Origin of the sequence: Escherichia sp. E10V10, assembly GCF_004211985.1 — a bacterium.
Classification (GTDB): Bacteria; Pseudomonadota; Gammaproteobacteria; order Enterobacterales; family Enterobacteriaceae; genus Escherichia.
The window spans coordinates 191,035-203,079 of sequence record NZ_RHJO01000002.1 but is presented as its reverse complement, the minus strand read 5'-3'; the positions used below and the strand labels follow the sequence as shown (position 1 = coordinate 203,079).

13 protein-coding genes are annotated in these 12,045 nt (G+C 52.3%); 11 read left to right on the top strand and 2 right to left on the bottom strand.

Annotated features, from left to right (window positions below; all coding sequences use genetic code 11):
* Window positions 1-59: 59 nt before the first annotated feature.
* Window positions 60-1,190 (top strand): molecular chaperone DnaJ, encoded by a 1,131-nt coding sequence (gene dnaJ / locus D9736_RS05405; protein ID WP_001118464.1) that lies wholly within the window; start codon window positions 60-62, stop codon window positions 1,188-1,190.
* Window positions 1,191-1,295: 105 nt separating this feature from the next.
* Here the strand turns inward: dnaJ and mokC are convergent, their stop codons facing one another.
* On the bottom strand, window positions 1,296-1,448 hold the full coding sequence (gene mokC / locus D9736_RS05400) for a type I toxin-antitoxin system toxin MokC (RefSeq protein ID WP_000809168.1): 153 nt from the start codon (window positions 1,446-1,448) through the stop codon (window positions 1,296-1,298).
* A 584-nt stretch (window positions 1,449-2,032) separates the two neighbouring features.
* Here mokC and nhaA point away from each other — a divergent pair.
* Complete coding sequence (gene nhaA, locus D9736_RS05395; RefSeq protein ID WP_130257874.1) at window positions 2,033-3,199, top strand: Na+/H+ antiporter NhaA; 1,167 nt, start codon at window positions 2,033-2,035, stop codon at window positions 3,197-3,199.
* 59 nt (window positions 3,200-3,258) lie between these two features.
* Complete coding sequence (gene nhaR, locus D9736_RS05390) at window positions 3,259-4,164, top strand: transcriptional activator NhaR (protein ID WP_130204829.1); 906 nt, start codon at window positions 3,259-3,261, stop codon at window positions 4,162-4,164.
* A gap of 96 nt (window positions 4,165-4,260) precedes the next feature.
* Here the strand turns inward: nhaR and rpsT are convergent, their stop codons facing one another.
* Window positions 4,261-4,524: a 30S ribosomal protein S20 gene (rpsT, locus tag D9736_RS05385; protein ID WP_001274019.1), complete on the bottom strand. Its 264-nt coding sequence runs from the start codon at window positions 4,522-4,524 to the stop codon at window positions 4,261-4,263.
* A gap of 102 nt (window positions 4,525-4,626) precedes the next feature.
* Here rpsT and D9736_RS05380 point away from each other — a divergent pair, with 102 nt between their 5' ends.
* From D9736_RS05380 to D9736_RS05345, 8 genes are all read left to right on the top strand, one after another.
* Entirely contained in the window at window positions 4,627-4,845 is a 219-nt protein-coding gene (locus D9736_RS05380; RefSeq protein WP_064525381.1) for a DUF2575 family protein, read from the top strand.
* Window positions 4,846-4,852: 7 nt separating this feature from the next.
* Entirely contained in the window at window positions 4,853-5,794 is a 942-nt protein-coding gene (gene ribF / locus D9736_RS05375; RefSeq protein ID WP_130204831.1) for a bifunctional riboflavin kinase/FAD synthetase, read from the top strand.
* Window positions 5,795-5,836: 42 nt separating this feature from the next.
* On the top strand, window positions 5,837-8,653 hold the full coding sequence (gene ileS, locus D9736_RS05370; RefSeq protein WP_130257873.1) for an isoleucine--tRNA ligase: 2,817 nt from the start codon (window positions 5,837-5,839) through the stop codon (window positions 8,651-8,653).
* Window positions 8,653-9,147 (top strand): signal peptidase II, encoded by a 495-nt coding sequence (gene lspA / locus D9736_RS05365; protein ID WP_000083369.1) that lies wholly within the window; start codon window positions 8,653-8,655, stop codon window positions 9,145-9,147. The genes ileS and lspA overlap by 1 nt, the downstream gene beginning before the upstream one ends.
* Window positions 9,148-9,254: 107 nt before the next feature.
* Window positions 9,255-9,704, top strand: coding sequence for an FKBP-type peptidyl-prolyl cis-trans isomerase (gene fkpB, locus D9736_RS05360; protein ID WP_000004655.1), 450 nt, complete (start codon window positions 9,255-9,257; stop codon window positions 9,702-9,704).
* Between the two features lies 1 nt (window position 9,705).
* The gene (gene ispH / locus D9736_RS05355; protein WP_001166395.1) at window positions 9,706-10,656 is read left to right on the top strand and encodes a 4-hydroxy-3-methylbut-2-enyl diphosphate reductase; all 951 of its coding nucleotides are present in this window, start codon (window positions 9,706-9,708) and stop codon (window positions 10,654-10,656) included.
* A gap of 65 nt (window positions 10,657-10,721) precedes the next feature.
* Complete coding sequence (gene rihC, locus D9736_RS05350; RefSeq protein WP_130257872.1) at window positions 10,722-11,636, top strand: ribonucleoside hydrolase RihC; 915 nt, start codon at window positions 10,722-10,724, stop codon at window positions 11,634-11,636.
* 22 nt (window positions 11,637-11,658) lie between these two features.
* Window positions 11,659-12,024: a DUF805 domain-containing protein gene (locus tag D9736_RS05345; protein ID WP_130257871.1), complete on the top strand. Its 366-nt coding sequence runs from the start codon at window positions 11,659-11,661 to the stop codon at window positions 12,022-12,024.
* The last annotated feature ends 21 nt before the right edge of the window (window positions 12,025-12,045 follow it).

Below are 12,045 nucleotides of genomic sequence, written 5' to 3'. Positions count from 1 at the left end.
ACGGGCGAAGGGGAATTTCCTCTCCGCCCGTGCATTCATCTAGGGGCAATTAAAAAAAGATGGCTAAGCAAGATTATTACGAGATTTTAGGCGTTTCCAAAACAGCGGAAGAGCGTGAAATCAAAAAGGCCTACAAACGCCTGGCCATGAAATACCACCCGGACCGTAACCAGGGTGACAAAGAGGCCGAGGCGAAATTTAAAGAGATCAAGGAAGCTTATGAAGTTCTGACCGACTCGCAAAAACGTGCGGCATACGATCAGTATGGTCATGCGGCGTTTGAGCAAGGCGGCATGGGCGGCGGCGGTTTTGGCGGCGGCGCAGACTTCAGCGATATTTTTGGTGACGTTTTCGGCGATATTTTTGGCGGTGGGCGTGGTCGTCAACGTGCGGCGCGCGGTGCTGATTTACGCTATAACATGGAGCTCACCCTCGAAGAAGCTGTACGTGGCGTGACCAAAGAGATCCGCATTCCGACTCTGGAAGAGTGTGACGTTTGCCACGGTAGCGGTGCAAAACCAGGCACGCAGCCGCAGACCTGTCCGACCTGTCATGGTTCTGGTCAGGTGCAGATGCGCCAGGGCTTCTTTGCCGTGCAGCAGACCTGTCCACACTGTCAGGGCCGCGGTACGCTGATCAAAGATCCGTGCAACAAATGTCATGGTCATGGTCGTGTTGAGCGCAGCAAAACGCTGTCCGTTAAAATCCCGGCAGGGGTGGACACCGGGGACCGCATCCGTCTTGCGGGCGAAGGTGAAGCGGGCGAACACGGCGCACCGGCAGGCGATCTGTACGTTCAGGTTCAGGTTAAACAGCACCCGATTTTCGAGCGTGAAGGCAACAACCTGTATTGCGAAGTCCCGATCAACTTCGCTATGGCGGCGTTGGGTGGCGAAATCGAAGTACCGACCCTTGATGGTCGCGTCAAACTGAAAGTGCCTGGCGAAACCCAGACCGGTAAGTTGTTCCGTATGCGCGGTAAAGGCGTCAAGTCTGTCCGCGGCGGTGCGCAAGGTGACTTGCTGTGCCGCGTTGTTGTCGAAACACCGGTAGGCCTGAACGAGAAGCAGAAACAGCTGCTGCAAGAGCTGCAAGAAAGCTTCGGTGGCCCAACCGGCGAGCACAACAGCCCGCGCTCAAAGAGCTTCTTTGATGGCGTGAAGAAGTTTTTCGACGACCTGACTCGCTAACCTCCCCAAAAGCCTGCCCGTGGGCAGGCCTGGGTAAAAAAATAGGGTGCGTTGAAGATATGCGAGCACCTGTAAAGTGGCGGGGGTCACTCCCCGCCGTTGCTCTTACTCGGATTCGTAAGCCGTGAAAACAGCAACCTCCGTCTGGCCAGTTCGGATGTGAACCTCACAGAGGTCTTTTCTCGTTACCAGCGCCGCCACTACGGCGGTGATACAGATGACGATCAGGGCGACAATCATCGCCTTATGCTGCTTCATTGCTCTCTTCTCCTTGACCTTACGGTCAGTAAGAGGCACTCTACATGTGTTCTGCATATAGGGGGCCTCGGGTTGATGGTAAAATATCACTCGGGGCTTTTCTCTATGTGCCATCCAGCTAATGCCTGAGACAGATAGCCTCAAGCACCCGCCGCTATTATACCGCTCTCTTTAACCCACTCTGTTTTATCGATTATAATCCTGAAGACGCCTCGCATTTTTATGGCGTAATTTTTTAAGGATTTAATTATTTAACTTTAATTTATCTCTTTATCGCAATTATTGACGACAAGCTGGATTATTTTTGAAATATTGTCCTAACAAACAACGCCGACTGACAACAAATTAATTATTACTTTTCCGAATTAATCCCTCAGAAATCTTGACCTTAAGCTATGATTATCAGGGCTTAAGGTCATCAGCCACCGCTTTCGAGCGCCAAAAACACTTCCTCTGCTGGTGATTTAATCTTCTTTATAGATCGTAAAAAGCGAATTATTCCTACACTATAATCTGATTTTAACGATGATTTGTGCGGGGTAAAATAGTTAAAACGATCTATTCACCTGAAAGAGAAATAAAAAGTGAAACATCTGCATCGATTCTTTAGCAGTGATGCCTCGGGAGGCATTATTCTCATCATTGCCGCTGTTCTGGCGATGATTATGGCCAACAGCGGCGCAACCAGTGGATGGTATCACGACTTTCTTGAGACGCCGGTTCAGCTCCGGGTAGGTTCTCTTGAAATCAATAAAAACATGCTGTTATGGATAAATGACGCGCTAATGGCGATATTTTTCCTGTTAGTTGGTCTGGAAGTTAAACGCGAGCTGATGCAAGGATCGCTGGCCAGCTTGCGCCAGGCTGCGTTTCCGGTTATTGCCGCAATCGGCGGGATGATTGTCCCGGCATTGCTCTATTTGGCCTTTAACTACGCCGATCCTATCACACGTGAAGGGTGGGCAATCCCGGCTGCGACTGACATTGCCTTTGCCCTTGGTGTGCTGGCGTTATTGGGAAGTCGTGTACCGTTAGCACTGAAGATCTTTCTGATGGCGCTGGCTATTATCGACGATCTTGGAGCCATCATAATCATCGCCTTGTTTTACACTAATGACTTGTCGATGGCTTCTCTTGGCGTTGCAGCTGTAGCAATTGCGGTGCTCGCGGTGCTCAACATTTGTGGTGTTCGCCGCACGGGAGTTTATATTCTGGTCGGCGTGGTGTTGTGGACCGCGGTGTTGAAATCAGGTGTTCACGCAACGCTGGCAGGTGTCATTGTCGGTTTCTTTATTCCATTGAAAGAGAAGCATGGCCGTTCTCCGGCGAAGCGCATGGAGCATGTATTACATCCATGGGTGGCTTATCTGATTTTGCCGCTGTTTGCTTTTGCCAATGCCGGCGTTTCTCTGCAAGGCGTGACGTTGGATGGCCTGACCTCCATCCTGCCATTAGGGATCATCGCCGGTTTGCTGATTGGCAAGCCGTTGGGTATTAGTTTGTTCTGCTGGTTGGCGCTGCGTTTGAAACTGGCTCATTTGCCAGAGGGAACCACTTATCAGCAAATTATGGCGGTTGGGATCTTGTGCGGTATCGGTTTTACTATGTCTATCTTTATTGCCAGCCTGGCTTTTGGTAGCGTAGATCCAGAACTGATTAACTGGGCGAAATTGGGCATTCTGGTTGGCTCAATCTCTTCGGCAGTAATTGGATATAGCTGGTTACGCATTCGTTTACGTCCATCAGTTTGACAGGACGATGTACCGGGGAGCCATAAATGGCTCCCTTTTCATTCTTATCAGGGAGAGAAATGAGCATGTCTCATATCAATTACAACCACTTGTATTACTTCTGGCATGTCTACAAAGAAGGTTCTGTGGTTGGCGCAGCGGAGGCGCTTTATTTAACACCACAAACCATTACCGGGCAGATCCGGGCGCTGGAAGAGCGCCTGCAAGGGAAACTATTTAAGCGTAAAGGACGTGGTCTGGAACCCAGCGAACTGGGGGAACTGGTCTATCGCTACGCCGATAAAATGTTCACCTTAAGCCAGGAAATGCTGGATATCGTCAACTATCGCAAAGAGTCCAATTTGTTGTTTGATGTTGGCGTGGCAGATGCTCTTTCCAAACGCCTGGTCAGTAGTGTATTGAATGCCGCAGTGGTGGAAGACGAGCAGATCCATTTACGCTGTTTTGAATCGACGCACGAGATGCTGTTGGAGCAACTGAGTCAGCATAAGCTGGATATGATCATCTCTGACTGCCCGATAGACTCCACCCAGCAGGAAGGGCTGTTTTCCATAAAAATTGGCGAGTGTGGTGTCAGTTTCTGGTGCACTAACCCGCTGCCAGAAAAGCCGTTTCCTGCCTGTCTGGAAGAGCGTCGCTTACTTATTCCGGGGCGTCGCTCAATGTTGGGACGCAAGCTATTAAACTGGTTTAACTCTCAGGGCTTAAACGTTGAAATTCTGGGGGAGTTTGATGATGCGGCGTTGATGAAAGCTTTTGGAGCGACGCATAACGCTATTTTCGTTGCACCTTCGCTTTACGCTAATGATTTCTATAACGATGACTCGGTTATGGAGATAGGCCGCGTTGAGAACGTCATGGAAGAGTACCACGCGATTTTCGCCGAAAGGATGATTCAACATCCTGCGGTACAGCGTATTTGCAACACAGATTACTCTGCGTTGTTTACTTCAGCTTCAAAATAACCATTTGTACTCTGCAGGCTGCAGTTTTGGCCTGCAGATGGGCATAAAAAAACCCGCTTGCGCGGGCTTTTTTACAAAGCTGACAACAAAAGGCGATTAAGCCAGTTTGTTGATCTGTGCAGTCAGGTTAGCCTTATGACGTGCAGCTTTGTTTTTGTGGATCAGACCTTTAGCAGCCTGACGGTCCACGATCGGTTGCATTTCGTTAAATGCTTTCAGTGCAGCAGCTTTGTCGCCAGCTTCGATAGCTGCGTATACTTTCTTGATGAAAGTACGCATCATAGAGCGACGGCTTGCGTTGTGCTTACGAGCCTTTTCAGACTGAATGGCGCGCTTCTTAGCTGATTTGATATTAGCCAAGGTCCAACTCCCAAATGTGTTCTATATGGACAATTCAAAGGCCGAGGAATATGCCCTTTTAGCCTTCTTTTGTCAATGGATTTGTGCAAATAAGCGCCGTTAATGTGCCGGCGCTCGTTACGTAGTGATGGCGCAGGATTCTACCAGCTTGCGGGGTGTGAATACAGCTTTTCCGCGATAAAAATTGCATCAGGCCGTGAGTTTCTGCCCGTGATTTGCGCCATGGCAATGAAAAGCCACTTCTTTCTGATTTCGGTACTCAATCGCCGGTTAACCTTGACCGCTGTACAAGGTATACTCGGACGATTTTCACTGTTTTGAGCCAGACATGAAGCTGATACGCGGCATACATAATCTCAGCCAGGCCCCGCAAGAAGGGTGTGTGCTGACTATTGGTAATTTCGACGGCGTGCATCGCGGTCATCGCGCGTTGTTACAGGGCTTGCAGGAAGAAGGGCGCAGGCGAAACTTACCGGTGATGGTGATGCTTTTTGAACCTCAACCACTGGAACTGTTTGCTACCGATAAAGCCCCGGCAAGACTGACCCGACTGCGGGAAAAACTGCGTTACCTTGCAGAGTGTGGCGTAGATTACGTGCTGTGCGTGCGTTTCGACAGGCGCTTTGCGGCGCTGACTGCGCAAAACTTCATCAGCGATCTTCTGGTGAAGCATTTGCGGGTAAAATTTCTCGCCGTGGGTGACGATTTCCGCTTTGGCGCTGGTCGTGAAGGCGATTTCTTGTTATTACAGAAAGCTGGCGTGGAATACGGCTTTGACATTACCAGTACGCAAACTTTTTGCGAAGGTGGCGTGCGTATCAGCAGCACCGCTGTGCGTCAGGCACTGGCAGACGATAATCTGGCTCTGGCAGAAAGTTTACTGGGGCACCCGTTTGCCATCTCCGGGCGTGTGGTCCACGGTGATGAATTAGGGCGCACTATAGGTTTCCCGACGGCGAATGTACCGCTACGCCGTCAGGTTTCCCCGGTGAAAGGGGTTTATGCGGTAGAAGTGCTGGGCCTCGGTGAAAAGCCGTTACCCGGCGTGGCAAACATCGGAACACGCCCAACGGTTGCCGGTATTCGCCAGCAGCTGGAAGTGCATTTGTTAGATGTTGCAATGGACCTTTACGGTCGCCATATACAAGTAGTGCTGCGTAAAAAAATACGCAATGAGCAGCGATTTGCGTCGCTGGACGAACTGAAAGCGCAGATTGCGCGTGATGAATTAACCGCCCGCGAATTTTTTGGGCTAACAAAACCGGCTTAAGCCTGTTATGTAATCAAACCGAAATACGGAACCGAGAATCTGATGAGTGACTATAAATCAACCCTGAATTTGCCGGAAACAGGGTTCCCGATGCGTGGCGATCTCGCCAAGCGCGAACCGGGAATGCTGGCGCGTTGGACTGATGATGACCTGTACGGCATCATTCGTGCGGCTAAAAAAGGCAAAAAAACCTTCATTCTGCATGATGGCCCTCCTTATGCGAATGGCAGCATTCATATTGGTCACTCGGTTAACAAGATTCTGAAAGACATTATCGTGAAGTCCAAAGGACTTTCCGGTTATGACTCGCCGTATGTGCCTGGCTGGGACTGCCATGGTCTGCCGATCGAGCTGAAAGTAGAGCAAGAATACAGTAAGCCGGGTGAGAAATTCACTGCTGCCGAGTTCCGCGCCAAGTGCCGCGAATACGCAGCTACCCAGGTTGACGGTCAGCGCAAAGACTTTATCCGTCTGGGCGTGCTGGGCGACTGGTCGCACCCGTACCTGACCATGGACTTCAAAACTGAAGCCAACATCATCCGCGCGCTGGGCAAAATCATCGGCAACGGTCACCTGCACAAAGGCGCGAAGCCAGTGCACTGGTGCGTTGACTGCCGTTCTGCACTGGCAGAAGCGGAAGTTGAGTATTACGACAAAACTTCTCCGTCCATCGACGTCGCTTTCCAGGCGGTCGATCAGGATGCGCTGAAAGCAAAATTTGGTGTCAGCAACGTTAACGGCCCAATCTCGCTGGTGATCTGGACTACCACGCCGTGGACTCTGCCTGCAAACCGCGCAATCTCTATTGCACCTGATTTCGACTATGCGCTGGTGCAGATCGACGGTCAGGCCGTGATTCTGGCGAAAGATCTGGTTGAAAGCGTAATGCAGCGTATCGGCGTGACCGATTACACCATTCTCGGCACGGTAAAAGGTGCGGAGCTTGAGCTGCTGCGCTTTACCCATCCGTTTATGGGTTTCGACGTTCCGGCAATCCTCGGCGATCACGTTACCCTGGATGCTGGTACCGGTGCCGTTCACACCGCGCCTGGCCACGGTCCGGACGACTATGTGATTGGCCAGAAATACGGTCTGGAAACCGCTAACCCGGTTGGCCCGGACGGCACTTATCTGCCGGGCACTTACCCGACGCTGGATGGTGTGAACGTCTTCAAAGCGAACGACATCGTCGTTGCGCTGCTGCAGGAAAAAGGTGCGCTGCTGCACGTTGAGAAAATGCAGCACAGCTATCCGTGCTGCTGGCGTCACAAAACGCCGATCATCTTCCGCGCGACGCCGCAGTGGTTCGTCAGCATGGATCAGAAAGGTCTGCGTGCGCAGTCACTGAAAGAGATCAAAGGCGTGCAGTGGATCCCGGACTGGGGCCAGGCGCGTATCGAGTCGATGGTTGCTAACCGTCCTGATTGGTGTATCTCCCGTCAGCGCACCTGGGGCGTACCGATGTCACTGTTCGTGCATAAAGACACGGAAGAACTGCATCCGCGTACCCTCGAACTGATGGAAGAAGTGGCAAAACGTGTTGAAGTTGATGGCATCCAGGCGTGGTGGGATCTCGATGCGAAAGAGATCCTCGGCGATGAAGCTGATCAGTACGTGAAAGTGCCGGACACGCTGGATGTATGGTTTGACTCCGGATCTACCCACTCTTCTGTTGTTGACGTGCGCCCGGAATTTGCTGGTCACGCAGCGGACATGTATCTGGAAGGTTCTGACCAACACCGTGGTTGGTTCATGTCTTCCCTGATGATCTCCACCGCGATGAAGGGCAAAGCGCCGTATCGTCAGGTACTGACCCACGGCTTTACCGTGGATGGTCAGGGTCGCAAGATGTCTAAATCCATCGGCAACACCGTTTCGCCGCAGGATGTGATGAACAAACTGGGCGCGGATATTCTGCGTCTGTGGGTGGCATCAACTGACTACACCGGTGAAATGGCCGTTTCTGACGAGATCCTGAAACGTGCTGCCGACAGCTATCGTCGTATCCGTAACACCGCACGCTTCCTGCTGGCAAACCTCAATGGTTTCGATCCGGCAAAAGATATGGTGAAACCGGAAGAGATGGTGGTACTGGATCGCTGGGCCGTAGGTTGTGCGAAAGCGGCACAGGAAGACATCCTCAAGGCGTACGAAGCATACGATTTCCACGAAGTGGTACAGCGTCTGATGCGCTTCTGCTCCGTTGAGATGGGATCCTTCTACCTCGATATCATCAAAGACCGTCAGTACACCGCCAAAGCGGACAGCGTGGCGCGTCGTAGCTGCCAGACTGCGCTGTATCACATCGCTGAAGCGCTGGTGCGCTGGATGGCACCAATCCTCTCCTTCACCGCTGATGAAGTGTGGGGCTACCTGCCGGGCGAACGTGAAAAATACGTCTTCACCGGCGAGTGGTACGAAGGCCTGTTTGGTCTGGCAGACAGTGAAGCGATGAACGATGCGTTCTGGGACGAGCTGTTGAAAGTGCGTGGCGAAGTGAACAAAGTCATTGAGCAAGCGCGTGCCGACAAGAAAGTGGGCGGCTCGCTGGAAGCTGCTGTGACGCTGTATGCAGAACCGGAACTGGCGGCGAAACTGACCGCGCTGGGCGATGAATTACGATTTGTCCTGTTGACCTCCGGCGCTACCGTTGCAGACTATAACGACGCACCTGCTGATGCTCAGCAGAGCGAAGTACTCAAAGGGCTGAAAGTCGCGTTGAGTAAAGCCGAAGGTGAGAAGTGCCCACGCTGCTGGCACTACACCCAGGATGTCGGCAAGGTGGCGGAACACGCAGAAATCTGCGGCCGCTGTGTCAGCAACGTCGCCGGTGACGGTGAAAAACGTAAGTTTGCCTGATGAGTCAATCGATCTGTTCAACAGGGCTGCGCTGGCTGTGGCTGGTGGTAGTCGTGCTGATTATCGATCTGGGCAGCAAATACCTGATCCTCCAGAACTTTGCTCTGGGGGATACGGTCCCGCTGTTCCCGTCGCTTAATCTGCATTATGCGCGTAACTATGGCGCGGCGTTTAGTTTCCTTGCCGATAGCGGCGGCTGGCAGCGTTGGTTCTTTGCCGGTATTGCGATTGGTATTAGCGTGATCCTTGCAGTGATGATGTATCGCTCGAAGGCCACGCAGAAGCTAAACAATATCGCTTACGCGCTGATTATTGGCGGCGCGCTGGGCAACCTGTTCGACCGCCTGTGGCACGGCTTCGTTGTCGATATGATCGACTTCTACGTCGGCGACTGGCACTTCGCCACCTTCAACCTTGCCGATACTGCAATCTGTGTCGGTGCGGCACTGATTGTGCTGGAAGGTTTTTTGCCTTCTAAAGCGAAAAAACAATAATAAACCCTGCCGGATGCGATGCTGACGCATCTTATCCGGCCTACAGATTGCTGCGAAATCGTAGGCCGCATCCGGCAAAAATCCTCAAAATATAAGAGCAAACCTGCATGTCTGAATCTGTACAGAGCAATAGCGCCGTCCTGGTGCACTTCACGCTAAAACTCGACGATGGCACCACCGCCGAGTCCACCCGCAACAACGGTAAACCGGCGCTATTCCGCCTGGGCGATGCTTCTCTTTCCGAAGGGCTGGAGCAACACCTGCTGGGGCTGAAAGTGGGCGATAAAACCACCTTCTCGCTGGAGCCAGATGCGGCGTTTGGCGTGCCGTCACCGGACCTGATTCAGTACTTCTCCCGCCGTGAGTTTATGGATGCAGGCGAGCCAGAAATTGGCGCAATAATGCTTTTTACCGCAATGGATGGCAGTGAGATGCCTGGCGTGATCCGCGAAATTAACGGTGATTCCATTACCGTTGATTTTAACCATCCGCTGGCCGGGCAGACCGTTCATTTTGATATTGAAGTGCTGGAAATCGATCCGGCACTGGAGGCGTAACATGCAGATCCTGTTGGCCAACCCGCGTGGTTTTTGTGCCGGGGTAGACCGCGCTATCAGCATTGTTGAAAACGCGCTGGCCATTTACGGCGCACCGATATATGTCCGTCACGAAGTGGTGCATAACCGCTACGTGGTCGATAGCCTGCGCGAGCGTGGGGCTATCTTTATTGAGCAGATTAGCGAAGTGCCGGACGGTGCGATCCTGATTTTCTCCGCACACGGTGTTTCTCAGGCGGTACGTAACGAAGCGAAAAGCCGTGATTTGACGGTATTTGACGCGACCTGTCCGCTGGTGACCAAAGTGCATATGGAAGTCGCCCGCGCCAGCCGTCGTGGCGAAGAGTCAATTCTCATCGGCCACGCCGGGCATCCGGAAGTGGAAGGGACGATGGGCCAGTACAGTAACCCGGAAGGGGGAATGTATCTGGTCGAATCGCCGGACGATGTGTGGAAACTGACGGTCAAAAACGAAGAGAAACTCTCCTTTATGACCCAGACCACGCTATCGGTGGATGACACGTCTGATGTGATCGACGCACTGCGTAAACGCTTCCCGAAAATTGTCGGTCCGCGCAAAGATGATATCTGCTATGCCACCACCAACCGTCAGGAAGCGGTACGCGCTCTGGCAGAACAGGCGGAAGTTGTGCTGGTGGTCGGTTCGAAAAACTCCTCCAACTCCAACCGTCTGGCGGAGCTGGCCCAGCGTATGGGCAAACGCGCGTTTTTGATTGACGATGCGAAAGATATCCAGGAAGAGTGGGTGAAAGAGGTTAAATGCGTCGGCGTGACTGCGGGTGCATCGGCTCCGGATATTCTGGTGCAGAATGTGGTGGCACGTTTGCAACAGCTGGGCGGTGGTGAAGCCATTCCGCTGGAAGGCCGTGAAGAAAACATTGTTTTCGAAGTGCCGAAAGAGCTGCGTGTCGATATTCGTGAAGTCGATTAAGTCATTAGCAGCCTAAGTTATGCGAAAATGCCGGTCTTGTTACCGGCATTTTTTATGGAGAAAACATGCGTTTACCTATTTTCCTCGATACTGACCCAGGCATTGACGATGCCGTCGCCATTGCCGCTGCGATTTTTGCCCCCGAGCTCGACCTGCAACTGATGACCACCGTCGCGGGTAATGTCTCGGTTGAGAAAACTACCCGCAACGCCCTGCAACTGCTGCATTTCTGGAATGCGGAGATTCCGCTCGCCCAGGGAGCCGCTGTGCCGCTGGTACGCGCACCGCGTGATGCGGCATCTGTGCACGGCGAATCGGGAATGGCTGGCTACGACTTTGTTGAGCACAACCGAAAGCCGCTCGAGGTACCGGCATTTCTGGCGATTCGTGATGCCCTGCTGCGTGCACCAGAGCCTGTTACTCTGGTAGCCATCGGCCCGTTAACCAACATTGCGCTGTTACTTTCACAATGCCCGGAATGCAAACCGCATATTCGCCGTCTGGTGATCATGGGTGGTTCTGCCGGTCGCGGCAACTGCACACCAAACGCCGAGTTTAATATCGCTGCCGATCCAGAAGCGGCAGCCTGTGTCTTCCGTAGCGGCATCGAAATCGTCATGTGCGGTCTGGATGTCACCAATCAGGCGGTGTTAACTCCTGATTATCTTGCTACATTGCCGGAGTTGAATCGCACCGGAAAAATGCTTCATGCACTGTTTAGCCACTACCGTAGCGGCAGTATGCAAAGCGGCCTGCGAATGCACGATCTCTGCGCCATCGCCTGGCTGGTGCGCCCGGAATTGTTCACTCTCAAACCGTGTTTTGTGGCAGTGGAAACGCAGGGCGAATTTACCTCAGGCACTACGGTTGTTGATATCGACGGTTGCCTGAGTAAACCTGCAAACGTGCAGGTGGCGCTGGATCTGGATGTGAAAGGCTTCCAGCAGTGGGTGGCTGAGGTGCTGGCCCTGGCGCTCTAATAATAAAACAAGGAAGTGTTCTATGACGTGTGGAGAAGCGTATCTGGAAGGGTGGAAAAACATCTTTAATTATGAAGGTGTTTCCAATCGCTTCGAGTTCTGGTCGTTTATGATTGGTAGTGGCGTTATCTGTCTGCTTCCGCTTTTATGTTGGTGGTTAGCGGTAACAATGAACAATGACTATGGTGTTTTCATTTTTTTTGTGCTGCCCGCGTCATTTATTTTAACGTTGATTTTTGCCGTACCGGCGATAGCGTTAGCCGTCAGAAGGATGCACGATATCGGATATTCAGGGGGGTGGGTTACCATTGCCGTGTTGATCCCTGTTACGGGCGTAATTCTGCTTATACTGTGCTGCCTGCCGTCAAAGTCACAAGACCAGGCATAATGACAGATGGTATGACGCATC

Bases quoted from the DNA above. Each gene is read 5' to 3' on its own strand.
- ispH (WP_001166395.1), top strand. From the start codon at position 9,706: ATGCAGATCCTGTTGGCCAACCCGCGTGGTTTTTGTGCCGGGGTAGAC.
- D9736_RS05345 (WP_130257871.1), top strand. From the start codon at position 11,659: ATGACGTGTGGAGAAGCGTATCTGGAAGGGTGGAAAAACATCTTTAAT.
- mokC (WP_000809168.1), bottom strand. From the start codon at position 1,448: ATGAAGCAGCATAAGGCGATGATTGTCGCCCTGATCGTCATCTGTATC.
- rihC (WP_130257872.1), top strand. From the start codon at position 10,722: ATGCGTTTACCTATTTTCCTCGATACTGACCCAGGCATTGACGATGCC.
- nhaR (WP_130204829.1), top strand. From the start codon at position 3,259: ATGAGCATGTCTCATATCAATTACAACCACTTGTATTACTTCTGGCAT.
- fkpB (WP_000004655.1), top strand. From the start codon at position 9,255: ATGTCTGAATCTGTACAGAGCAATAGCGCCGTCCTGGTGCACTTCACG.
- lspA (WP_000083369.1), top strand. From the start codon at position 8,653: ATGAGTCAATCGATCTGTTCAACAGGGCTGCGCTGGCTGTGGCTGGTG.
- dnaJ (WP_001118464.1), top strand. From the start codon at position 60: ATGGCTAAGCAAGATTATTACGAGATTTTAGGCGTTTCCAAAACAGCG.
- ileS (WP_130257873.1), top strand. From the start codon at position 5,837: ATGAGTGACTATAAATCAACCCTGAATTTGCCGGAAACAGGGTTCCCG.
- ribF (WP_130204831.1), top strand. From the start codon at position 4,853: ATGAAGCTGATACGCGGCATACATAATCTCAGCCAGGCCCCGCAAGAA.
- D9736_RS05380 (WP_064525381.1), top strand. From the start codon at position 4,627: ATGTGCCGGCGCTCGTTACGTAGTGATGGCGCAGGATTCTACCAGCTT.